This window comes from uncultured Nostoc sp. (genome assembly GCF_964245445.1).
GTDB lineage: Bacteria > Cyanobacteriota > Cyanobacteriia > Cyanobacteriales > Nostocaceae > Nostoc.
The window spans coordinates 1-24890 of sequence record NZ_CAXTNE010000102.1; the positions used below are offsets into that span (position 1 = coordinate 1).

At 42.3% G+C, this 24890-nt stretch carries 19 protein-coding genes and 1 tRNA gene; 10 read left to right on the forward strand and 10 right to left on the reverse strand.

The window, feature by feature from the left end; genetic code table 11:
• Positions 1-234 precede the first annotated feature (234 nt).
• Both ACFE90_RS18005 and ACFE90_RS18010 read left to right on the forward strand, forming a co-directional pair.
• Complete coding sequence (locus tag ACFE90_RS18005) at positions 235-861, forward strand: DUF3038 domain-containing protein (RefSeq protein ID WP_375502840.1); 627 nt, start codon at positions 235-237, stop codon at positions 859-861.
• Positions 858-2270: a DUF4335 domain-containing protein gene (locus ACFE90_RS18010; protein ID WP_375502842.1), complete on the forward strand. Its 1413-nt coding sequence runs from the start codon at positions 858-860 to the stop codon at positions 2268-2270. The genes ACFE90_RS18005 and ACFE90_RS18010 overlap by 4 nt, the downstream gene beginning before the upstream one ends.
• Before the next feature lie 72 nt (positions 2271-2342).
• On the opposite strand, the gene ACFE90_RS18015 is transcribed toward ACFE90_RS18010, so the two are convergent.
• Positions 2343-4613, reverse strand: a complete 2271-nt coding sequence (locus tag ACFE90_RS18015) for a transglycosylase domain-containing protein (protein WP_375502844.1) — start codon at positions 4611-4613, stop codon at positions 2343-2345.
• A gap of 432 nt (positions 4614-5045) precedes the next feature.
• Here ACFE90_RS18015 and ACFE90_RS18020 point away from each other — a divergent pair, with 432 nt between their 5' ends.
• Positions 5046-5747 (forward strand): hypothetical protein, encoded by a 702-nt coding sequence (locus ACFE90_RS18020; RefSeq protein ID WP_375502846.1) that lies wholly within the window; start codon positions 5046-5048, stop codon positions 5745-5747.
• Between the two features lie 186 nt (positions 5748-5933).
• On the opposite strand, the gene lspA is transcribed toward ACFE90_RS18020, so the two are convergent.
• Positions 5934-6410 (reverse strand): signal peptidase II, encoded by a 477-nt coding sequence (lspA, locus tag ACFE90_RS18025; RefSeq protein WP_375502848.1) that lies wholly within the window; start codon positions 6408-6410, stop codon positions 5934-5936.
• 93 nt (positions 6411-6503) lie between these two features.
• On the reverse strand, positions 6504-7091 hold the full coding sequence (locus ACFE90_RS18030) for a biotin transporter BioY (protein WP_375502850.1): 588 nt from the start codon (positions 7089-7091) through the stop codon (positions 6504-6506).
• Positions 7092-7973: 882 nt separating this feature from the next.
• Between ACFE90_RS18030 and pstS the strand changes: the two genes are divergently transcribed.
• The 4 genes from pstS (at position 7974) to pstB (ending at position 12055) form a co-directional block, all read left to right on the forward strand.
• Positions 7974-9155: a phosphate ABC transporter substrate-binding protein PstS gene (gene pstS, locus ACFE90_RS18035; RefSeq protein WP_375502852.1), complete on the forward strand. Its 1182-nt coding sequence runs from the start codon at positions 7974-7976 to the stop codon at positions 9153-9155.
• A 184-nt stretch (positions 9156-9339) separates the two neighbouring features.
• Positions 9340-10290: a phosphate ABC transporter permease subunit PstC gene (gene pstC, locus ACFE90_RS18040; protein ID WP_375502854.1), complete on the forward strand. Its 951-nt coding sequence runs from the start codon at positions 9340-9342 to the stop codon at positions 10288-10290.
• A 19-nt stretch (positions 10291-10309) separates the two neighbouring features.
• The gene (gene pstA, locus ACFE90_RS18045) at positions 10310-11191 is read left to right on the forward strand and encodes a phosphate ABC transporter permease PstA (RefSeq protein ID WP_375502856.1); all 882 of its coding nucleotides are present in this window, start codon (positions 10310-10312) and stop codon (positions 11189-11191) included.
• 57 nt (positions 11192-11248) lie between these two features.
• Positions 11249-12055, forward strand: a complete 807-nt coding sequence (gene pstB / locus ACFE90_RS18050) for a phosphate ABC transporter ATP-binding protein PstB (protein ID WP_375502858.1) — start codon at positions 11249-11251, stop codon at positions 12053-12055.
• 768 nt (positions 12056-12823) lie between these two features.
• Here the strand turns inward: pstB and ACFE90_RS18055 are convergent.
• From ACFE90_RS18055 to ACFE90_RS18070, 4 genes are all read right to left on the reverse strand, one after another.
• Positions 12824-12894 (reverse strand) — tRNA-Gly (locus ACFE90_RS18055).
• 50 nt (positions 12895-12944) lie between these two features.
• Positions 12945-13421 (reverse strand): hypothetical protein, encoded by a 477-nt coding sequence (locus tag ACFE90_RS18060; RefSeq protein ID WP_375502860.1) that lies wholly within the window; start codon positions 13419-13421, stop codon positions 12945-12947.
• Between the two features lie 18 nt (positions 13422-13439).
• Positions 13440-14114, reverse strand: a complete 675-nt coding sequence (locus tag ACFE90_RS18065; protein WP_375502862.1) for a hypothetical protein — start codon at positions 14112-14114, stop codon at positions 13440-13442.
• Positions 14115-14182: 68 nt separating this feature from the next.
• Positions 14183-17710 carry a response regulator gene (locus ACFE90_RS18070; RefSeq protein WP_375502864.1) on the reverse strand — a complete coding sequence of 1176 codons (3528 nt, stop codon included), beginning with the start codon at positions 17708-17710 and terminating at the stop codon, positions 14183-14185.
• 520 nt (positions 17711-18230) lie between these two features.
• Here ACFE90_RS18070 and ACFE90_RS18075 point away from each other — a divergent pair.
• From ACFE90_RS18075 to ACFE90_RS18085, 3 genes are all read left to right on the forward strand, one after another.
• A complete protein-coding gene (locus ACFE90_RS18075) occupies positions 18231-18458 on the forward strand; it encodes a hypothetical protein (RefSeq protein WP_375502866.1) in 228 nt (75 codons plus the stop codon).
• A gap of 509 nt (positions 18459-18967) precedes the next feature.
• The gene (locus ACFE90_RS18080) at positions 18968-19600 is read left to right on the forward strand and encodes a GNAT family N-acetyltransferase (RefSeq protein ID WP_375502868.1); all 633 of its coding nucleotides are present in this window, start codon (positions 18968-18970) and stop codon (positions 19598-19600) included.
• An 842-nt stretch (positions 19601-20442) separates the two neighbouring features.
• The gene (locus ACFE90_RS18085; RefSeq protein WP_375502870.1) at positions 20443-20997 is read left to right on the forward strand and encodes a hypothetical protein; all 555 of its coding nucleotides are present in this window, start codon (positions 20443-20445) and stop codon (positions 20995-20997) included.
• Between the two features lie 8 nt (positions 20998-21005).
• Here ACFE90_RS18085 and ACFE90_RS18090 read toward each other — a convergent pair whose 3' ends face one another.
• The 3 genes from ACFE90_RS18090 to gor all read right to left on the reverse strand — a co-directional run bounded on the left by ACFE90_RS18090 (position 21006) and on the right by gor (position 24489).
• Entirely contained in the window at positions 21006-22151 is a 1146-nt protein-coding gene (locus ACFE90_RS18090) for a histidinol-phosphate transaminase (protein ID WP_375502876.1), read from the reverse strand.
• A 238-nt stretch (positions 22152-22389) separates the two neighbouring features.
• Complete coding sequence (locus ACFE90_RS18095; RefSeq protein WP_375502872.1) at positions 22390-23031, reverse strand: YqiA/YcfP family alpha/beta fold hydrolase; 642 nt, start codon at positions 23029-23031, stop codon at positions 22390-22392.
• 81 nt (positions 23032-23112) lie between these two features.
• The gene (gene gor / locus ACFE90_RS18100) at positions 23113-24489 is read right to left on the reverse strand and encodes a glutathione-disulfide reductase (RefSeq protein ID WP_375502874.1); all 1377 of its coding nucleotides are present in this window, start codon (positions 24487-24489) and stop codon (positions 23113-23115) included.
• Positions 24490-24890: the final 401 nt, after the last annotated feature.

The window sequence follows — 24890 nt, forward strand, 5'->3', positions numbered from 1 at the left end:
ATTGACGATAATTAGAATCTAAATCAAGCTATAAGAGGTATTGCACTAAATAAAGGTGAATTAAGTTATGTTTTAAAATTTTGATTTCAATATAGGGAATTTGAGTATAAAGAGTTAAGTAATGTATATATCAGGTAGTCATGCTACTGCCACAAGTTTAATGCTCAAGTCTTGGCTACCGATCTTAAATTTGTTTTATCTAGTCTGTTGGAACCGCACAAGGTATTTTATAGAATGAATGTCTCAGCAAGTTTAACGCCGTTCAACAGTCCAACTCAAGATTCACTGCCGATGGTTCTGGACACTTTGCCAGATCCTGCGATCGCTTCCAAAACGTGTCCTCGCAGAACTCGGTTGCAAATTGACCTGATTTTACTGGCAATTGAAGCTTTAGAGCTGGGTGGTTCGGAAGCAATCCTGACTTTTGCTCAAGAGTTGGATCTAAAAGGAATTGTTAAAGACAGGGTGAATTTATGGCGGATGCGTAGCTCTAATCCGCTACGGAGAGCGCACATGCGCCGTCCCTTAAGTATCATGGAAGCAAAAGCTCTGGTGGTCATTGCTTGCTATATAGCGCGGCGTTTAACTGTTGTGATTCGCCAATTACTAATGATCTGTCAACAAATGGAAGAAAAGCAGATTCCATTAGAACAGAATTTGCGCCTATCTAATTACTTAGAGAGGTTTAGAGCGCATTTTAAGAGCCGGATGAATGCTCGACGTTCTGGTGCCCTGGCATTAACTTCTGATGCAAAATTAGATGAGCTAGCTATAAATTTGTTAGGACAATTACTATTTTGTACTGGTACAGCTGGAATGCAGCGATTCTGGATTAGTCTTTTTGACGGTGAAGTGGAATGAATATTCAACGTAAGTACAGTTTGCCTAATTGTACACTGCTTTTAGAAGGGTTAAGTGATGTCACTAGGGCTGCACACTTCCAGGAAATGCGCCCGGAATTATCAATATTGGTAAATGCAGAATGTTATTTATCTGGTTACAACCAACCCCTAACGGGAGGGCGGGAATTTTTTGAAAGTTTGGTGAGGGCTGTTAGTGGCTATGCCCAAGAATTTTTAAGTAGTGTACCCAATCCGCAGGCACACAACCAGGAATCGGAGCTAGTAGAGTTTCGGAAAATTGACAGCAATCGACATAGGTTAATAATATATTCAGAAGGCGCTCCAGAGGGGTTTGATAACTCTAACAATTCCAAACGTCCGCCTATCGAAATAGATTTAAATACAGTACAGTTGTTTGATTTAGTGGAAGCAGTGGATCAGTTTTTTGCTGATACCCAAACTTTACCTGAACTTTCTTTAGAACTACAACCGGTTACCAGACGGTATGGTGGTGCTAGTCAGGCTGTGATCAGGCAGGCTGTTCCTGCTGCTGTGGGTGTGTCAAGTTTAGCAGTAGCAGCGATCGCGTTTAACTTGATTCCACCTCCCCAAATGCGTCCACCGCAACCTAAACCAAATGAGCAAACTAGCTCTACAAAAAACAATATCACTGCTCCAGCATCAGCTGCTGCAACGCCTACACGATCATTGACAGCTAATACAAAGCCGCCAGTTAAAGATTTAGAAGCACTTTTAAATACAGTTCCAGAAATTACTGATCCATCCCAGTTGCGTGCATTAAATCGTCAAGTTTACAACCAAATTCATCCAGCTTGGAATAATCGCTCAGGATTGCAAGAGGATTTGATCTATCGTCTGGGTGTAGCTGCGGATGGAGCGATCGTTGGTTATAAAGCGCTGAATAAAGAGGCAAATACAGGAGTGGGGCAAACTCCTCTGCCTAACGTACTTTACAATCCAGCTAGCCGCCCTCCCATTTCCAATGAACCGATCGCCCAATTCCGAGTAGTATTTACTACAAAAGGTGTGCTAGAAGTTAGCCCTTGGCGGGGATATGCTAGGACGCCAGAGGTAGTAGGTGCAAAAATTACTGACTCTAATATAGTCAAAGGTTTAAATCAAAAGCTTTATAGCACAGTTCGGCAAACTTGGAGTGGCACTCCCACCTTTACGCGAGATTTGAAATATCGGGTAGCAGTCAATAAAGATGGTGTAATTGCTGACTATGAACCACTCAACCAAGTAGCCTTTGACTATTTCCGAGAAACACCCCTTCCCAAGATGTTCAACGCTGTCTACGGTTCTAATGTAGCAGCTCCCAACAATAAAGAACCTCTCGCCCACTTCCAAGTGATATTTAAGCCTAACGGCACGATGGAAGTTACTCCTTGGCAGGGATATCAATAATAAATGGGGAGTGGGGAGTGGGGAGTGGGGAATGGTAAAATTCCCTACTCCCTACTCCCTACTCCCCATTCTTTACCTTGTAATCCGCCGCATATAATTTCCCCACAACTGAGCTGCTTGAGCGCTGCTACCAGATGTAGGGGAATTGTTGTCGTTTCCTAGCCAGACACCGGTTACAAGCCGCCGACTAGGGATAAAGCCGATGAACCATAAGTCAACGTTTTTATCAGTTGTGCCTGTTTTCCCGGCTTCCCCTAGCCCAATGGCAGCACTACGACCTGTACCTCTGGTGATTACGCCACGCATCAAACTAGTCATCTCATCGGCTACACCATTTGGCAGCACTCGTTTGTTGGCATCTGGATCTTGGTCGAAGGAGTAGATTACACGGCAGGTTTTGATATCATTGCGATCGCGGCAATCACCACTGTCTAAAATTCGGTTAATCGCATGGGGAGGATTCCGTACACCACCATTACCAATAGCGCCAAAAGCACCAGTCATTTCCAAAACATTGACTACACTTTGACCTAGTACTAAGCCAGGAACTGGATCAAGGTTTGACTTTATTCCCAAATTCTGTGCCATCGCCACGACTTTATTCAGCCCGATTTCTCTGGCAACTCGTAGGGCGATGGGATTTTCTGAAAGAGCAAGGCCCGTGGCAATATCTAAACTAGCGCCAGCACCAGCACGACAGGGTTTATAAGTAAAGCCTTGCCAAGTTAAAGGAGCGCAAGAATAACTTTTTGATTCTGAAATTCCCTGTTGAATAGCAGCAGTGTAAGCAAAGATTTTGAAGGTGGAACCTGGTTGTCTTTTGGCTTGAACGGCACGATTGAACTGACTTTTTCTGTAATCAGTCCCGCCCACCATTGCCAGGATACTGCCTGTACTAGAGTCAAGAGTGACTACCGCTCCTTGAGAAAAATTAAAATTTCTACCGGCGTTGTTCACTGAATTATTCAATGCTGCTTCTGCTTGGCTCTGTATGGCTGGATCAAGCTTGGTTTCAATGATATAATTTCCTTCTCTTGCAGCTCCCTCCCCCAAGATTGATTCAAGTTCAGAGAAGACGTAATTGTAAAAATAAGGAGCGATCGTCTTGGCTTGCTGTTCGCAGACTTTAGGACTAATTTGGACAGTGGAGCGTCTAGCTCGGTTCGCATCCTCAAGTTTAATTTTGCCCATCTCCAGCAACCGCTTAATCACACGATTTCGGTATTCAGCTGCTTCTAGCTTATTTGGACTATCCCCACAAAAATCGAAGGCGTTGGGAGCAGGTAAAATTCCCACTAATGTTGCTGCTTCTGCCAAAGTTAATTCTTTAGCCGATTTCTCAAAATAATACCGCGATGCATCTTCAAAGCCAGAGGTATCTCCGCCCAAAAAAACCCGATTTAAGTACATCAACAAAATATCATCTTTGCTGTAAAATGTTTCGAGCTTCAGGGCAACAACTGCTTCTCGCAATTTGCGTCCAAGGGTATCTTGTCTGCCTACATACTCACGGAACAAACTGCGGGCAACTTGCTGGGTAACAGTGCTGGCTCCTTGCTGCACATCTCCACTGCGGCTATTGATCAACACGGCTCGTAAAATTCCTACAGGGTCAACCCCAAAGTGCCAGTAATAACGACTATCCTCTGAAGCCACCACCGCAGCAGGCAAATAAGGGCCAAATTCGTCTAATCGCTTCATGTCTACGTGGGAGGTAGTCCGAGGCTCTCTCAGGGGAGTGGCTCCATCACGGGCGTAAACAACTACTGGGGCGCGTGTAGCTGTAGGTAGGGGTTTAACTTGAAATTTTAGCCATTCGACACCAATTACTAACGCTAACAGGGCACTAGTACCACCGACGCCATAAGCTGTCCAACTTGCAGCTTTCACATACCAAGCTGGTGGATCGACGTATTGCAACCGCACAGAAGCGGCGAGTTCTGGGGGGCCCAGAGTCAGAATATCACCATGACGCAGTTCTAGAGAATTAACACGACGCTTACCACGATAAATGCCATTGGTAGAGTTTTCGTCTTTGATGACGAAAACTGGTGTGCGTTGAGTAGAATTCCGCGATAGCGACAGGTGAATTTGGCTGACAACAGGGTTACGGATAACGATATCACTGGATTTGGAGCTACGACCTAGAATATAGCGATCGCCCAACAGTGGATATACCTCTGCTTTATCCGCCCCCGCATCCTGCACCCAAAGTTCCGGTACTTTGGCATTAGGCTTGAGCGCCAATTTAGAAAAATCGACCCTAGCTTGGATAGTATGTACCGCTTGAGTCAGTTGACCAAGTAAAGTTTGTGGCTTTTGAGGGGGTTGGGGAGAACTCATCGGCTATCTACATCACACTTTTTAGTGAAGAATCGGGCGAATTACAATCAATTTAGATGTTAGTCTTTCATCATTTTACTCATAAGCCAATGCATAAGTTATCTATACGCATTTTTTTGACTTAATTTATACTTAATACCAGCTTTTTGCTAGTATTTAATTGTAATTTTTGCTACTTTCTTATATAAAATAAATTTTTTATTCATTCTCAAAGGTCTTATTTTATACGTGTTCCTCGTTCTATAACTACAACTATAGTTTTAATTTTTGTATTTTTAAACACTAGTTATTAATAGACAACAGATTTAATTTTTACCAATTTTACATATCCACATATTCTGAAACAAACCTAAATATATTCATTTAGGAAGATTTTCTAAATCCTATTGTCTGTTTTAATGGGCCGAGTGTTCCGTTGAGGTTAATTACAGAATGATGGGAAAATCTCTGACTCTGATTGGTGCAGCTTTATCTTTAGCATTCACAGCTAACATTGCTGTAGCCGAATCTAGTAAATCCTCCATAGCCCAGTCCAGTGGCGGCTCAACTAGTGCACCAACGGAAATTAAGTTGTCCCCACAAGGAAAGGAAATTCTGTGCAAGAATTTTCCGCTCAACTCCCGCTGTCCCGGCGGCACAGCACTCACCCCTAGCGCTCCTAGTGGCACTACAGCACCAGCAGAAACCACGCCTAGTGGCACCACCACTCCAGATAGCACCACCACTCCAGATAGCACAACTGCACCAGGTAGCACAACTGCGCCTGGATCTGGCTCTGCCACCCCTGAAATCACTCCAGCACCAGGAACTATTACCCCGCCTGATTCTGGCACTCCTGGCAACTTAACTCCACCAGGAAGCGTTACCCCAGTTCAACCTGGCACTCCTGGCACTCCTGGCAGCAGTATCGAACCAAGTAACTCAACTACACCTGAGTCTGGCGCTCCTGGCAGCACTACCGTACCAGGAAACTCAACTACACCTGAGTCTGGCACTCCTGCTCCTGGTGGCAGCATTACCGTACCAGGAAACCCAACTACACCTGAGTCTGGTACTACTGACACCAATCCCGAACCAAGTACTGGTTCTCCCAATAATACTCCAGGCTCTAGTTCGCCAACTCCTAGCCGATAATTAATCTGAATAATAGTTTGCCATTAGCGATCGTCAGTGCATCTTGACCTCTTACACCAGTTATGCAAACTGGTGTAAAATAACAAGTCAAAATCGCTAAAACCAATGATCAAGTCTTCGCATATAGGATTGAGCAAAGGTTTTAGTAATCAATAGCCTGGGATAAATCATCTCAGGCTTAATAGTTTAATGCGACCTGTCAGTTGAAGTCGGTGTTTTTTGAAAGGAAGCAATTAACAGGCAAACAATACCGATACTAATAAATGAATCTGCCACATTAAATACAGCAAAGTTAATCAGGCGAAAATCAAGGAAATCAACGACGTAGCCTAAAACAAAGCGATCAATACCGTTGCCCATAGCTCCACCTAAAATCAAGCCATAGCCCAACTGATCCCACAAATATAATGTTGGGCCAAACAAGGCCAACGCTATCAATACTAAACTCACTCCTAAAGATAACCAGCGCAACCATTCTACTTTCCCACTTAATAGACTAAAAGCCGCACCAGTATTAGTGACATAGGTGAAGTGAAATATTCCAGGTAGAAGTGGTAGTGTTTGCCCCAAGCTAAAGGTTTGCACTACCCAGTATTTTGTTATTTGATCTAAGAAAAAAGCTATGAAGGCAGCTATCCAGAAAAGGCGATTTTTTAAACGCATGAAACTAGGGGCTAGGATTAGGGACTAGGGACTAAGGACTAAGGAATAGAATAATTTGAAATTTCTAGCCCCTAGCCTCTAGCCCCTTCATGACTAATAAAACATTAAGTGACGCAATATATATGCTATTACAGTAACGGCACAGACCACATTTAGTTGCCCTGGTAGTGCAAACCAAGAGTATCTAAGGATTGCTTGCATTAAGGGAAGATTTTCTGTACCTTTCCACTGAAAAATATAGCTAATAATCAAATAAGTAATACCGCATAGGTGGATAGTTAACAAGCCACAAATGCAACTAAAGCCGAGAGTTTCTAGTCGAGGTCTAGCTTTAAAAGCGAACAAACCACAAATCCAAGCTCCAGGAATAAAGCCTAATAGATAGCCAAATTGAGATAATTTAACATAACCAATACCGCCCCCATCCGCAAATACAGGTAATAAGGTCAACCCCATGACTAAATAGGCAATTTGTGAGAGCGCACCAGCATTTTTGCCCCCTAAACAACCCACCAGCAATACTGCGCCAACTTGAAAAGTGACACCTAATGAAATTGTTTGAATTCCGTGCTTACTCCAATTCCAAGGTAAGGTGATACCATAAACTTCTAGGAAAGTGCCACCCATTGTCAGGAGTAAGCCAATCATGGACCATAGTAATTGATTGGAAGCAGCAAACATTTATCAGTCAACCAGGGAAAGGCAAAAGGGAAAACCAACAGCTACTAGTACCGCAAGGCGAAAGTCAAAAATCAAAAGTCAAAAGAATTATGTTCCAAGTTTTTGCGCCATTTGAAATGGTACGTTTATTTCCGCACCTGCTGTACTAGTATATTCATTAGTGTTAAAATGAAATTTGTGCTGACACCTCTAAGAATTAGCATATTTTTTTTGCCTTTTTGGTATGTAACTTTTCAGTTCTGCAAATTATTGCTTAGGTGTCTATAGCTGTAATGTTATTGACTGAAGCGTAGTCTGATTATAGTATTTAAACTAATATGTTAATATTAGTAAAATATAGTATTTAAACTAAATTTTTAGATTCAATGCCAACTTCTGCTACAAAGTGGTAAAGATAGTTTTTAATTCACTATTTTTTAGTGATCGTTCCGCCTACTCTCATAAAATAGGCAACTTATAGTTTTTATTCTGTTTTCCTCAAGAATAATTTCACTCGTTAAACTTAGATTGTTTACTTATGCCTTGAAGTCTGCTTAGACTGATAAGCAAAAACAATTTTCTATATTAACACCCAATTTATGAGGTTTAGATTATACCATAGGCTGCAATGTTTTTATACATTTTTTTATGAATTGACCAATAAATTTACACTAGTAAAAATTTTTGTAAATATCTGTAACCTAATCCCTGTGGTAATCTTTGTAAGATGTGACTAAAATAACAGTATAAATTTTATTAAGTAAAAGTAGAAAAGAGTGTTTGTTCTTCATCAAAAAAAACAAGCATTTTTTGCTTTGTTAACCTATCCTTTACCTTAACCTTCATCCTTTAGGGGTATCCTGAGAAGCGCTCACCTGAAAAGTTACCCAAACATTGATAGCGATGCCCTTACCTCTTAGTGTAACAAAAATTCATCGCCTCACAGCTTCAGTTTCAGTGTTAGCACTGACAATCAGTCTAGCTGCATGTGGCGGACAGCAAAACCCAGATAATACAGCCACTAAGGATACTCCTTCTGGCACTGCTACAGATACCACTGCCTCAAGCACAACCAAATTAGATTTGGGTGGAAATCTCAAGTTAAGCGGGGCTGGTGCGTCTTTCCCAGCACCACTATATGATACATGGTTTACGGATTTAAATAAAAAATATCCAAATCTGCAAGTTGACTATGCCTCAGTTGGTAGCGGTGCTGGAGTTGAGCAATTTATCAAAGGGACTGTAGACTTTGGTGCCAGTGATGTTGCCATGAAGGATGAAGAAATCCAGAAGGTGCCAGCCGATAAGGGCGTTATTTTACTGCCTGTAACTGCTGGTAGCATCGTGCTAGCTTACAACTTGCCAGATGTTGCAGAACTAAAGCTACCACGAGCCGTTTACGCCGATATTCTACTAGGCAAAATCACGTCTTGGGATGATGCCCAAATTGTCAAGGCTAACCCAGATGCAAAGCTTCCTAAACAGGCAATTACAGTTGTTTATCGTTCTGATGGTAGCGGAACAACAGGTGTGTTTACAAAACACCTCAGTGCTATTAGCCCAGAGTGGAAGACTAAAGTTGGTGAAGGCAAAACTGTGAATTGGCCTAAGGGAGTTGGTGCTAAAGGGAATGAGGGGGTTACCGCCCAAATCCAACAAACACAAGGTTCTATTGGTTATGTCGAGTACGGCTATGCCAAACAAAATAGTCTCAAGTTTGCTGCTTTAGAAAACAAAGGCGGTAAGTTTATTGTACCTAGTGAGGAGTCAGCCTCTAAAACTCTGGCATCAGTAACTCTACCCCCTGATCTCCGCATCTTTATTTCCGATCCCGAAGGCGCTGATTCCTATCCCATCGTCACTTACACCTGGATTTTGGCTTACAAGAAATATCCCAATGCGGCAAAAGCTAAGGCAGTTGAAGCTGCGATCGAATACGCTTTAACTGAGGGACAAAAACAGGCTACGACATTAGGATATGTTCCTCTACCGCAAAACGTTATTACAAAAGTGGCTGCTGCTGCCGATCAAATCAGTCCAGAGTATAAAATTGCTGTTGGTAGTGGTACTAGTGCTAGCAAGTAGCTACAGTCAAGACATGAAGCATTCCTAGACAATAATTTTTAGGCTGCTTACTAAACTATAGGCATTCGTAATTTGGAACTCTATGTTACCAATGTCTCAGTTTCAAAAGACCATGAGGCAACAATTTTATTGATATGGTTGCCTCCCATATCTTCCTCTGATTTAATTGTGAAAGTCGGTAGTCATGGCTACAAATTCTCAAAACCTTTCATCAGCGACAAAAAATCGCTCTGATGTAGAAAAATCCCTAGATCGGGGTTTTATTTGGCTTACTAAAATTTTCGCCTTTGGGGTTGCTGCCGCTTTACTATGGATCGGCTTCCAGGTTGCAATTGCTTCTGGGCCCGCCATCCAAAAGTTTGGTGCTAGCTTTTTAGCTAACACCACTTGGAACCCAGTTAATGATACCTACGGGGTGCTACCTCAAATTTATGGAACTCTCTTGAGTTCTTTTATAGGTTTACTGATAGCTGTACCGATTGGAGTTGGTACTGCTATTGTACTAAGCGAGGATTTTTTACCCGCAAAAGTGAAGTTGGTACTGGTTTTTGCAGTAGAACTACTCGCAGCTATTCCCAGCGTTGTCTACGGCGTGTGGGGTATTTTTGTTTTAGTGCCTATTTTAACTAACTTGGGAAAATGGCTCAATAGTTACTTTGGTTGGATACCATTTTTTAGCACCTGCCCTACAGGTCCAGGAATGTTACCGGCAGGAGTCATATTAGCAATTATGACTTTGCCTATCATCACAGCTCTATCGCGCGATGCCTTAATTTCTATACCCTCCAGTTTGCGCCAAGCCTCCGTAGGACTAGGAGCAACCCGATGGGAAACCATCTTGCAAATTCTGATTCCAGCAGCCTTTTCAGGAATAGTTAGCGCTGTGATGTTGGCACTCGGTCGGGCAATGGGAGAAACAATGGCTGTAACAATGTTGATTGGTAATTCCAACAACATTAGTATCTCACTGTTAGCACCAGGCAATACGATTTCTTCTCTACTAGCAAATCAATTTTCAGAAGCTAGTGGTTTGCAAGTTTCGGCTTTAATGTACGCTGCTTTAGTTCTATTCTTCTTAACTCTGGTAGTTAATATCATGGCCGAGTTTATCGTTCTGAGAGTCAAGCGACTGTAGCTTAGTTTTGGGTTGAATTATGACTTCTAGTTTTCCAGAGCGCAGCCTAACTCGCGCTCCCATGTCTCAAAGGACACTGTTTAATACAGTAATGACTGTAGTCGCATTTATCTGTGGGATATTGGCACTTGTGCCTTTGCTAGCAGTACTTTCTTACGTCATTATTCAAGGCTTTAGCAGTTTGAGTCCCAACCTCTTTTTTGAACTGCCACCCAAAGCTTTACAACAGGGAGGAGGGTTTGGTAATGCAATTTTGGGTACACTATTAATGGTAGGAATTGCTGCCCTGATTAGTATCCCATTTGGTGTTTTGGCGGCGATTTATATCACAGAATTTAGCTCGGCCCAAGTAGCGAGATGGGTACGTTTTGCGGCTAACGTCCTGAGTGGAGTGCCGTCAATTATTGCTGGAGTATTTGCCTATGGCATTGTAGTTTTGACACTGGTAAAGTTAAACTTAGGATCGTATTCTGCTCTCGGTGGAGGGTTTGCACTGGCAATTTTGATGTTGCCAATTATTGTCCGAACCACTGATGAAGCCTTGCAGTTAGTATCGCAAGATTTGCGACAAGCATCTGTAGGGTTAGGAGCAACTAACTTTCAAACAGTAACACAAGTAGTCTTGCCAGCAGCCCTACCAGCAATTGTAACTGGGGCAACCCTAGCGATCGCCAGAGCATCTGGAGAAACCGCACCTTTACTATTTACCGCTCTGTTTTCCAATTTTTGGACCGATAGCTTATTCCAACCAACAGCTTCCCTTGCTGTTTTGGTTTATAAATATGCTATTTCTCCGTTTAAAAATTGGCAATCACTAGCTTGGGCAGCATCTTTGATTTTAGTATTGATGGTTCTAATCACAAGTATCATCGCTCGCTGGGCAACTCGCAAGAAAGCTTAGTGACATGGCATCTACATAGCGGATTTGTATCGCTAAAACTAATACTACATTTAATTTATGGCTAACAACATTAGCACAGTCAACGATACTCAAACCGTTTTACGCACCGAAAACCTCAACGTTTACTATGGCAAATTTTTAGCCTTGCAAAATATTTGGCTAGATATACCAAAAAATCAAGTGACAGCCTTTATCGGCCCTTCTGGTTGTGGTAAAAGTACGTTGTTGCGATGCTATAACCGCCTCAATGACCTGATTGAGTCATTTCGGGCAGAAGGTAAAATACTTTTTTACGATAAAAACTTGTATGCATCCGACATTGATCCTGTAGAGGTGCGTCGTCGGATTGGGATGGTGTTTCAAAGACCAAACCCGTTTCCAAAATCAATTTATGACAATATTGCTTTTGGAGCCAAAATCAACGGCTACAAAGGTAATATGGATGAATTAGTAGAACGGAGTTTGCGACAAGCAGCTTTGTGGGACGAAGTAAAAGATAAACTGCGACAAAGTGGTTCGTCTTTATCTGGTGGACAACAACAGAGGTTATGTATTGCTCGTGCGATCGCAGTCCAACCTGAAATTATATTAATGGATGAACCTTGCTCTGCCCTTGACCCTATTTCCACGTTGCGGGTTGAAGAACTAATTCACCAACTTAAAGAGCAATATACCATCGTTATCGTCACCCATAATATGCAGCAAGCAGCGCGCGTTTCTGATAAAACAGCCTTTTTTAACGTTCGGACTACAGAGACAGGAGGTCGTAACGGCTACATGGTAGAGTACGACGCAACAGAACTAATTTTCAACAATCCTCAGCAGCAAGATACCAGAGATTACGTTAGCGGCAGATTTGGATAAGTTGATAAATATTAGAGATTGTTGATTTTAGAACAATGAGGAATACTCGAAAATAAAAGCTGGGCGATATTCCTCTATTTTTTTATTTGTTTGCCAAAGTTAGCGTAGGCGTAGCCCGCCGCAGGTATCGCTTGATCAATTATGGTTGTTTCTTAGTAAAGAAAAGCAATAATTAAGCTGTTTAATATTAAGACCTACATTGACTGCATGGGTAAAATCCCCACTCCAAAATAGTCCCACACATAGCGCAGTATTAGTATTGGCTTGGCTTGCTAGTTATTATATAGCTGTAGCTTTTGTGATAACTACAGAGTAGGCATTCTATGATTGAAACAATTATTTTTTAACTGATTATTTTACCAAGCCCACACTTACTTCTTGCACTAGTAGTCCGTCAAGCCAACAATCCTTGGTAAACCAAATCTTAGAATCTTTCTCTGTTTGTTCTCTGTGCCTCTGCGGTAGCCTGCGGCAAGCCGCTTTGCGTCTACATTTTTTAATCCAAGCATTGTTAGCTTGACACAGTACTAGTATTCTGGCAAGTGAAGTTTGAGGGATAAAGGAACAAACCACAGAGGCGCAAAGGGCACGAGTTAGAGAAAAAAGAGATGTTTAGGAAGCGTCTCGCCTAGCATTGTTGACTTGCCAGACTACTAGTACACTGTGACAGAAGTTTGCCTAGCTTTGAAAATGGGCTTTTGCCACTTGCCTTTAAAATACCAGGTGGATTTACACCGTGCTGCACTGATGCCTTTCAGACTTTTTCTAAGCGGGCGGCGGGAATCGAACCCGCATTAATAGCTTGGAAGGCTATAGTTTTACCACTAAACTACGCCCGCGAAATTGCAACCCTATAAATGTAACACAGATTTTGGAAAAATTCAAGCATTTAGTTGGAATTAGCAGCTTGGATGTTGATCCTGACATAAAGATTGCTCAATTCTGGTTTTGTGCCATCGTTGTTGTGAGCAGCAATAAAGTTTTCTGTTTTGAAAACTTCGCTGAGGACTTGCTGGTATGTGCTTTTTTCACTTTGCAGTGTTGCTGGTTCTATTTCTAGAATTACAGCCTGTTGAAAATTCCCATTGTTATCAATTATTAAGCTAGCCAAGAGTTGTGCTGGTTCAAGACCAGAATTCTGAACAAGAAAACTTGAATCTAATTCTTTTGTGTTGCTTCCCCTATATAAAGCGATAACGTCGGGTAAAGCATCTTGTCGTAATCTTCCTGATTGTATCAAGCTACTGACTTCATCTTTAAGCAAAGGAGCTACTATTGCTACTGATGCTCCCTGAGTCGGTGTTGCTGGAGTTTCCTGAGTTGGTGTTGCTGGAGTTTCCTGAGTTGGTGTTGCTGGAGTTTCCATAGTCGGTGGTGCTGGAGTTTAGTGAGGGGGGGGGGTGGGTAGAGTTTCTCTAGCCGGAGTTACTGGAGTTTTCTGAGCGGAGGTAGGTGGCGTTTTTCTGTTTTCAACTTCCGAACCTGGTGAATTTGATGGAACATTTGTTGGTAATAGTGTTCCCTTTCCCAGTTTGATTTCTTGACGACGGTTCCAAGGTAGATTACCGACTGGAACTGTAGGTGTCGGTTTCGGTATCGGTGTAGATTTCGGTGTAGATTTCGGTATCGGTCTCGCCGTAGCAACTCTGTGTTGTCTAAAGGGTTGGCTATTATGTTGAGAGGCGTAAGTTTGCCTCTTCTGCTGGAGATTATCCGCAGAATTTATTGCGCCAAAATTTTGATTTCTCGGCGTAGTTCGTGCTGTTTGTGATGAACGTGTCGATACAGACTTTTTAGTTGCGGATGCTGGCTTTGGCGAAACTGTTTTGGCTGTCGATTTTGATTTGGGAGCAATGTCTATCAATTCAATGGGAACAGCAGATTGACTTTGTTGGGGAAACCACAGACTAAATGCATTAGATGAGCGCATCAGCCAGAACGCTAGTAAGTGCAGAGAGACTGAACCTATAATGACAGAAATCCACAAAGCTGGTGGATCTTTGTGTCGCCTCCAGACTTTGCTTGGAATTGGAGTTTTGTCTGCAACTGATAGTGGCATATTATATAAACTGGATATGATTAGGCAGTATTACTCATTGCTAATGCTTTAAAATACCAGTCTAAATTTTAGCGATTAACCATTACTTCTGGTGTAACAGCAAAAGTCAAAACTGTTTCATCTACTCCTTTAAGTTCTAACGGACTACCTTTAGTAATTTCTTCTTCCTGCAAATAATCTGCCACGGCGGCAGAAACCAAGATAGTACCGGGAACAGCAGCAGCTTGCAATCTTGCAGCAATATTTACACTTGGGCCAATGGCAGTATAATCAGCTCGTTCAGCGCTACCAAACATCCCCACAACAGCAGTACCTTGGTGGATACCGCAGCGAAACTGGACGCTAGTAAGTCTGTCACCATCGAATACACCTTGATTTCGCCAGCGCTGGTTCAACTCAGCCAGTGAGCGGTGCATTGCTCTTGCTGTATTGATAGCACGACGCACTTGTTCATTGGGGGTTAGCTCTTCCGGCGCTCCATATAAAGCTAAAATAGCATCTCCCATAAATTTATCTACAGTGCCGCCATTGCCAAATACAACCTTGGTCATGGCTTCTAAATATTCATTTAGCAACTCTGCGACTCGTCGGGATCTAAGAGTATTGGATAGCTGTGTAAAACCCACGATATCACTAAACAAAACGGTAATTAAGCGTGGTTCTGGGCGCAAATCTAACGTTAAATCCCCGGTTGCAGCTTTTTGTACCAATACAGTCGGTAAAAAACGCTTTAGCACTGATTCTGTTAGATAAGTATTTAACTCCACGATTCGCCGTTCATTTTCCTTCAATGCCAAAAGATTCCGAACTTCCGCCAAAAGTTCCCGATCGTTGAATGGTTTTGCTAAATAAGCATCTGCACCATGTTCTGTACCTTCGATGCGGGTTTCCTCGTCAGCTTTTGCTGTCAGCAGAATGAGTGGTATTCCTTTCAACTTCTCCTCTTTGCGGATCATCTGAATCATCTCAAGTCCGCTCACCAAGGGCATCATTAAATCAGTCACAATTAAGCTGGGTATAATTTCTTTAGCTATACTGTGCCCTTCATAACCGTTACGAGCTGTGCGTACATGATAGCCGTTACGACGGAAAATCTCAGATACATAGGTTCGTAAATCTGGGTTATCATCTACAACTAAAATTGAGTGCTGAGTCTTAAGTACGGAGTCTTGAGTATCAATACTGGGGGAGAGGTTTATTGTAATATCTTCAATATTGTCTGTTGTTGATACCAGTTCTAAATCAGCCAATTCTACGCTAGCGCGGCTCGTATTCAGTTCGGTAGGCGTTTCTAGTACTTGCTGTGCGGGTAAATGAGCATTTCCAGTCACAAGCCATAAACTAAAGGTAGTACCTTGGCCGTAAACTGATTCCACAGTGACTTGACCACCATGTAATTCGACCAATTCTTTAACTAAAGCTAAACCCAAACCACTACCTTCATAGGAGCGGTTTGCTGAACCTTCAGCTTGGCGGAAGCGTTCAAAGAGGTGGGGAATTTGTTCTTTAACAATGCCAATTCCAGTATCTTGTACTTGCAATACGCAGCGATCGCACTCAGATTTTAGTCTGACACTGATCGTGCCACCTTCAAGAGTAAACTTCATGGCATTTGACAGGAGGTTATAAACCACCTTGTCAAATTTTTCCATGTCCAAGTATACCGGAGAACATTCATCTAACTGGGTGACGAGATGCAGTCTCTTTTTCTCACAGTAGGGACGAAAAGATTCCACTATCTGGCTGACAAATTCCGCTAAATCGCAGGGATGGAAGCTAGGCTGCATTCTCCCCGCATTCAGACGTTGTAAATCTAGGAGTTGATTTACCAGTCGCAGCAGACGGCGGGAGTTACGCAGGGCGATCGCACTTTGGGAGTAAGATAATCCTTCACCAGCCGCCACCGCCGACTCTAAAGGCCCTTGAATCAAGGTTATCGGTGTACGAAACTCATGGGAAATATTTTGGAAAAATTCGGTTTTTTGTTTATCTAATTCCAGTAAGCGTTCAGCTTGTTGGCGAGTTTTCTGATATAGGTATGACTGCTGCACAGCGATCGCTGCTTGAACTGCTACTGCTTTAGCCAAATCAATATCAGACGACAGCCATCGGCGTACTTTTTTACCTTCATGCAACATAATACTACCGATACATTTACCATCAGCCAATAATGGCACAAACATTAGCGATCGCGCTGGCATTTTTAACGGCAAATCAAAACCCTGCACATCTGAGGGAGAATGGCTCACATTACTAATTACCACAGGTTCATGAGTCTGTAGCATTTGTTGGAGAATTGGATTCTCCTGTATAGATGCTTGAGAATAGGGTAATATCGGAGGTGATAGGTGATTCTTGCTACTTAAATTATTGTCTGGGGCTGGCGATGCCTGGGTTGGGCTGTCCCTACGCAAATTTTCCGAATGTTGAAAACTGTCATACAAGCCCACACACTGGACAAACTCATCTTCCTCTGTCCACAAAGACAGGACGCAGCCATCGACTTGTAAGGCTTGTCCCAATTGCTGGGTGATCGCCGCAAAAATATCTTGGGGGTCTAAACTGGAGCGAATCGCGCTAGTAATTGTATTAATTAGGGCTTCTCGCTTGGCAAGGGCACGTACTTGCTCGTAAGCATAAGCTTGAGACAAAGCTAAAGCTGCTTGATCCGCAACCATCAACACTAGCTGCACCTCATCCTCCTCCCAGAAGCGAGGCAGAGAACACTGATGCAGTGCCAGCACTGCCATCAGTTCTTGTTGGCAGATCAATGGCACAACTAAACTAGAGTAAATGTTAGCGGCAGTAAAAGCTTCCTCACGTTGGCGCAGTTCGGGAGTATTACCGTGAATACGCTCATCATCAGTTATATCGTGAATCACCTGGACTTCACGAGTTTCCCACACCGTTTGAGCCAAAAGAGGCAGAGGGGCAGAGGTTGACACGGGCACAGTAGAAGAATTATTTGTCTGCACCCTTGCTTCTTCAGAAAGAGACTTCTGATAAATAAATCCTTTATCCGCTAACTGCTCATCTTGGAAGGGACGCAACAGGCAAACATCCACCTCCAACATGTGACCCACTGTATCTACAATTGCCTGCAAAATTTGGCGATAGTCTAAAGCACTGCGAATTGTATTTGTGACAGTATTCAGCAGCGATTCTTGCCGAAGTGTGCGGGTAAGCTCGCGGGTGCGGGCTTTGAGAACATTGTGAGTATCCAAAGCTTGGCGTACCACTGCTTTGAGTTCCTCAGCTTCCCACGGTTTAGTTACATATTTAAATACCTTACCAGCGTTGATAGCTTCCACCAGGTCTTCGACATCGGTGTAGCCAGTTAAAATAATCCGGATAATATCTGGATATTGAGTTGCTGTCAGGCTCAAAAATTCTGTACCGCTCATCATCGGCATCCGCTGATCGGAGATGATCACCGCGACCTCCCCCTCTTGAGCCAGCAGATCGAGTGCCGCAGGGCCAGAGTTTGCCCTTAGCACCTTATAGTCGCGATAGAAAGTGCGGTAAAGCAAGTCAAGGTTGTCTGGTTCATCATCGACAACCAAAATTTTAGGCTTACTGTTTGCTTGGGATTTCATGCACCGCTTTCCTGCTGCAACGGCAGTCGGATAAAGAATAATCTGATCAGGTAAGAATTTTTCTGAGTCAGGTAAGAGCAGAGCATTTTGACCAATAAGGCTGTTTGGCTACATGACTGCTGAGTATAGGAGCGTTTACGCACGGTAATTCGTCTCAATGGCTTATGCCTATTACCAATTGCGTTGGTGCAGTGTAATTGCTTTCATAATCAGTTTTAGGGTTACAGAGTCGCTGCTTGCTTGCCAAATCTTCCTTCACCTCCTGTGAGCAATGTCTGATACTACATACAGCGCTCATAGCTAGCTGACAAATCCAGATGAAGCTGCATATTAAGTTTTCCCTTTGCAGCAGTTTTACTAACACTTGCAGGTAAATTTTATTTATGGTAGTCATGGTAGAGTCAGCAATATTAAAACAAGAAAATTTAAAGCCAAAGTATACTATTAGACAAATACCTTCTTCTAATTTAGCAATCAGAACTATCATTAAGACAAGTGTAGGGTTAAGAAGTTAGGGATCTTGGATCTTGGAGATTCTTCCCCAGCACCTGCACAGGCTGTTACTATAACCTATTACCGCAAGGCGGAAGTCAAAGCCAGTGCGCCCTTGCGGCTCTGCCGACTTGTACCCCTCCGGGGAAGCAAGCTACGCGCAGCGTCTCGTAAAGCCTGCGGCATCGATTTGCTTAGGGCACAGCCTCTTGTAGAGATGAGAAACAACTGCCTCTCAAAAGTTAAAAGTCTATAATTTTAAGCTGTTTGGCTGTAATGAAATGGTAGGTTTATTTCTGCCGACCTGTACTAGTAGTAAAGTCCTGTTAGTGTAACGGCAATTGCCTAAGCGAGTTCAGTACTCTAACTGAAGGTAGTTTGCAAGCAGAATTTGTTGGTAGTGTATTTACTTAACAATTTTGTAGGTAATGTTTACGGACAGGTTATGCTATTTATCTACCCATTCACCTAAACCTGTTCCACTTTACAGATGTTTTTGTGGTAAACAAACTGATATCCTCCCCACCTAAAGCAAGGGATGCACCTGAACGTACTGAACTTAAGATTATAGATTGATGAAGCTGTAAATAACTTCTAAGACTTTTCCAAAAATACAGGCTATAAAGCCCCAAACTAAAGTGTAAAACTTTGTATGCTCCACAAGCAAAAGCGAATTAGCAATCTTAGGTTAGTTCAATATCCTGGGCAGATATGAAGTTTTTCTTCAGTTGAAATGGTGTTTGAGGAGATTTGAGAAAATTTTCGTTGAATAAAATCAATACTAAACTAGCCTTGAAATATCGGTTTTTTCATCCGTACCAGCAACAGCCAATCAATCCAGCTTGCTGCCAATTTCAAATTCGTACAGCTACACCTGCTGATTTGATCAGTGTTTCTCAAATTATTGCTGAAAGCTTTCACTCCCAACAGGGTATGTGGGGATGGGCTTTTCCATTGCTACGTCTCGGTATTTACGAAGACTTAAGGCATCGCATGGCATCACCTCCGTCGCGTCATATTTGTTTAGTCGCCTTTGAAGCTACTACTGGTGAGGCTAATAACTTAGTCGGAAGTGTAGAACTGGGTGTACGTTACAGTGATTCGTGGAGCCAGGTTGGCATGGGTTTTCCTTACTTATCTAATTTAGCAGTTCACCCACAATACCGTAGACACGGTGTTGCTTCAGGGTTACTAAGTAGCTGTGAAAAAGTTTCTCGTGACTGGGGATTTCAAGACTTATACCTCCACGTTTTGGAAAATAACCATCAAGCAAGGCAACTTTATTTCAAGTTGGGATATCGGGTGTATAAAGTCGAATCGAATTGGAATAAATTTTTCCTAAGACGCTCAAGCCAAATGTTATTGCACAAGCATCTGAGTACTGATTGTACTATTTGAATTTTATTTTGGCAGATAATAAGTAAGTTTTGATGTTGTAATTACTTTTGGGAAAATTTCTCACCAATATAGACAATCAAAGCACAAACTAACTTAATTAAAACTAAGCTAGTATTAGTTATTATAGGACTGATATTTTATTTTGAAGTACATGCAAGGTGTGCCAGACGAGAGTAAAGCACTGTCCCAAGACTTTGTTACGGACTCCATTCTACGCACCCTACACATACTTATATTTTTGAAAAAAATTATTGAACCACTACCTCTACGAGAGGCTTCCTCCAATACGTAGCGTCTCTTAGAGAAGAAAAGAAGCAAAAAAGTTTACGAATCATTTAGGACTGCTACATAGCTTTAAATAATTCTTTTAAGCATATTTTGTTTGGACTGTTTACGGAGCTTATTATTCGTAATATTAATAAATATATAACTTTGGAAAACTTATCTTAAATGATTAACTTATTCAAGTTTGTCTTTTTTGTTTGCTATTAAACGACAAGTATTTTAGAATATTTTATATAAATAAATAAATGAATTATAATGAAAATAGCTGTAGAATTGCCTTGAGAAAACTACCAATAGCTCATAATAACTTTTTAATTAAGATATTCATCTTTATAAAAACTTTAAGAAAACTCTCTCATAATTGGAAGACAAATCTAGTTATATCTCATAAAATATGATCACTCAATTACTAAACAATGCTTGTTTATTACTATTTTAGTAAAATTGACCAAAACACTCTTGATAATATAAAGAATTCAAAAATCTGATTTGACATAACAAGCTAATTTTGTTTTGAAGTGCATACTACTACCAAATTCGTTGAAAGTTTAAAAAACATGGATAGCGAACAGCATCGACGCTATCAGAACTCTATGGTATCAACTTATTACCCTGAAGCTAGTTTCCTTGACTCTCGTGTCATGCCAGATGGAACTGAGCAATCGCAAGGCTCGGATATCCTTACACGTTTACACAGTGGGGAAGTTTTCATCGTCAATAGTCGTAGACGAAATGGATTAATCCTCTTTAAACGCTATCATGCAGAGTTTGCTGGACCTGGGGCTGCTGTAGGTGGGGATTACGATTGTGATTGCCAAAGGGCGCTGCCCATAGGGAATCTGTCTTTATTAACTCCCGAATCTAATGAAGAACGCCAGAAGGCTTACTTGATTAGACGACAGTGGATTCGATTGATCAAACAAATTACAGAAAACCCAGTGCCTGGGCAGCGAGTTCAGAAAATTCTCGATCAATTTGAACAATACTTTCCACCAGATATAGTGGCTCTTCTGCCAGATGTTGCTTTTGCTCTTTTAGTAGGTGTGCTGCCACAAACAGTAGGAATAGTACGCCGTTTGGGCAGCGAGGCGAACAGCCGATTTAATTACTGAGTGAATTGCTAAAATTCCAAATTTGCCAAAACAGCTTGTACTCGATTAATGGTACGGGCGTTTTCCTCAATTGTCCCTACAGTAATTCGCAATCCTCCGCTAATGTGTCGCACAACGGTGCCAAGTGTTCTAAGTTTATGGTGGAAACTTTTTAACGCAGCATCTTGTGAATTAAAGCTATTTGGTTTAAGACGTAGGTAAATAAAGTTAGCAGCGCTTGTGGTAATTTGTAGTTCTGGTTGCTGGGATAAAATTTCGATGAGTTTAGCTCGTTCACTCAGAATTTCGGGAATTGACTCCAATAAGAGTGTGCGATTTTGTAAAGCAACTAATGCTGCCGCTATGGAAAATCTAGGGAGATTGTAAGGTAGGCGAACTTTTTCTAAGATGGCGATCACTTCGGGATGAGCAACACAATAGCCAATACGGAGAGCTGCCAACCGCAAGGCTTTAGAAAAAGTGCGTAATATTACCCAATTAGGACGCTGTGCTAATTCACCTACTAAGGTAGTTTGACTGAATTCAAAGTAAGCTTCATCAATTACTACCAAAATATGCTCACTCAAACTTCTTAACCATGCCAACTCTGCCGCAGTTAAGCTATTGGCTGTCGGTGAATTGGGATGCACTACAAAAACTACGCGAATGGGGAGATTTTGAGTTTGTTTGATCGCAGCCTGTGCAGCTTTTAAGTCAATTTCAAAATTTGTTTCATTTCTACCCACCGCGACTACAGGAATACCCAAAGTTTGTGCCAAAATTCCGTACATCGAGAAAGTGGGATTGGCAACTAGAATTGAACCTTCTCCTCCTAAACAGGTGGCGATTAATAAAGAACGGATTAGTTCATCGGAACCATTTCCAACAGAAATATTGTCAGCAGTATTAGATAGCGAGATGGCGGCTGATTCATTGACGTATTGGGCGATCGCATCTTTAAGTGTCTCATGTCCGCCATCAGGATAACGATTTGTTTCAATTACTTGCTGATATGTCCAGGCTAACTTTTCTTTTAACTCAGGTGGTAAATCATAAGGGCTTTCATTTGTATCTAGCCGATCAAATTGCACGGGGACAGATTCGGCTGTATCGCTGCTGGGGTGAGGTTTGTACGCGGTAAATTTGGCTAAATCTGACCGAATAAAGGGAAGCATAATTTTAGTCATTAGTCATTGGTCATTAGTGAGCCAGCGCGGTCTTGGGGGTTTCCCCCATGAGTGACTGGCGTTAGCGATAGCGCAGCGTTAGCGATAGCGCAGCGTTAGCGAGGAACGAGCGTCGGAACGAGCGTCGGCACGAGCGTCACCCGTGAGGGTCATTAGTCATTAGTAACTAAAGAAAGGACAAATGACTAAGGACATTATTTATGTGAGAGTCTAATATTTTACAGCTTCAAGGTAATTGGCAAAAGAGGCGAATTGCCTGCCAAATTTCTTCCATAACATTACCTAAGGCATGATCACTGTCGAGTTTGGCTAACTTCACCCAAGGGCGCGAACGCCCAAAGTTAAGACTAGCTTCAATGGGGATAACTTCATCGTTTTTGCCATGCAAAATCAGGGTGGGGATAGGACGTTGCAAAAACTCCTCTTGGTATTGAGCAGCATCTATAACGAAATCGTAACTTAAGGGAAGCTTTCGCTCTTCCCCATAGTGGTAGACCATAATATATTTTTCTTGCTGCCACCGTTGTACTTCTTCATCGCCTAGCTTGGGTAACCAATGGGATAAAAACTCAAAAGCTGGTGCTAGCAGCACAAGACGTTGTACTTGTAGATATTGCTGTCCCAAGTGGGCAGTGGTCAAGCCGCCTAAACTTGAGCCAATGAGCGTTACTGGCGTAGAATTATCACTGAATTCTGCGGCAACTTGAGTAATCTGACGAGTGATTGTCAAGTGCGAAAAATCGCCAGCATTTAGATCGGGAATTTTTACCTTTGTATGAATTTGGGCAAAGCGATCGCCTATATCCCGCGCTTTGGCAGAATTAGGACTGGAAGCGAAACCGTGCAAGTAAATATACTGGGTGGACATTAAAGTTTTCCCGTTAGGTCGTCTTTAGTCATTTGTCAATTGTGATTTCAAAGGACAAATGACTAATGACAAATGACCTAGTTATCGCATTGTGACAAATTCTTCCGCTACTGAGGGATGGATACCAACGGTGGCGTCAAAGTCTTTTTTAGTTGCGCCCATCTTCACAGCGATCGCTACACCTTGAATGATCTCACCAGCATGTTCACCCACCATGTGAGCGCCTAACACTTTGTCAGTGTTGCTATCAACCACCAACTTCATCATTGTTTTTTCTTGCTTACCAGTCAAGCTATAGTACATGGGGCGAAAGCGAGTGTGAAAAATTTTGACGGCATCGCCGAGTTTTTTCCGTGCTTCGGCTTCAGTCCAGCCGACTGTAGCGGCTTCTGGGGTAGAAAATATGGCTGTGGGAACAGTTTCGTGACTGAATTCGCGGCGGTTATTGCCGAATTCACTATCTGCAAAGGCTCGTCCCTCGCCAATGGCGACGGGAGTTAAATTGATTCGGTCTGTGACATCGCCAACGGCAAAGATATTTGGTTGATTAGTTTGACTATATTCATTGACTGCGATCGCATTTGTGGTATTGTACCCTGGCCCTTCCATAGAAGTAGCAACAACATCAACCCCAGCGTTTTCTAAACCTAGTCCATCTACATTGGGAGTTCGACCAGTCGCTACTAAAAACACGTCGGCAATTAGTGGTTCTTGGTCTTCCCCTGACAAAGTAAGTTTAAAACCTTCCGACACGCGTTCAATTATTTTTACCACATTATTCTTAATCAGCCGAATTCCGTGGTTCGTCATCCCCTCTTCAATTTCTGTACGGATGTCCTCATCAAACCCCTTCAAAATCTTTTCACCTCTGGTAATTTGTGTAACTTCAGAACCCAAACCACGCATGATACAGGCAAATTCTGTGCCAATATAACCAGCGCCAAGAATGACGATGTGTTTTGGTTGTTCTTTTAGATGAAAGATTTCGTTAGAGGTAATGCCATATTCCATCCCTGGTAAATCTGGCTTGATGGGACGCCCACCAACAGCAATTAATATTTTATCTGCTGTAACTTTGCGTCCATCCACTTCTACTGTATGGGGGTCTACCAATGTGGCGCGACCAGAAATTAGTTCCACTCCCGCTTTTTCTAAAAAGCTGATATGTAGTTGCGACAGTCGCCGAACTTCTTTATCTATAGATGTAATGAAATATTCCCAGTCTAACTCGGCATTACCTACTTTCCAGCCATAGCCTGAAGCTTCACTGAACAGTGCAGGAAAGTGAGAGCCATAGACCATAAATTTTTTGGGAACGCAACCGCGAATCACACAAGTGCCACCAACTAAATCATATTCAGCGATCGCCACTTTTGCCCCATAGCTAGCTGCCCGTTTGGAAGCCGCCAAACCTCCAGAACCCGCACCAATTACAAACAGGTCGTAATCAAAAGTCATAAATTTATGTTCTCTTTAGCAATAAATCAGTTCCTGGGAACTTACACAGATAAACGTCATTGAACTATATAAGGATATCCGGTTAACCCTGTGTAAGTCCTGTCCTTGATTTAATCTAGCGTTAGCAGATGTTCTCTCGTCGTAGGGAATATCACTTTTTGTTTTGGTTGCCGTAGAGGCAGTAACTAAAATTGTTTGTCATGGTTCTGCCTCTGGTTTCGCACATAAGTCTGTGCTACTGCCTTGGAGCGGCCAAGTCCCACGGTACTTAGACAAAATTAAAATTATGACAGAACCAACTGCGTTCGGCATTCGCAGAGCATCTTGTACCCCCATTAGCAGTTTTATGTGGTTGGAAGCTGAGTTGGGGTTACGGGTGTTGGAGCAGTTGGGGTTACGGG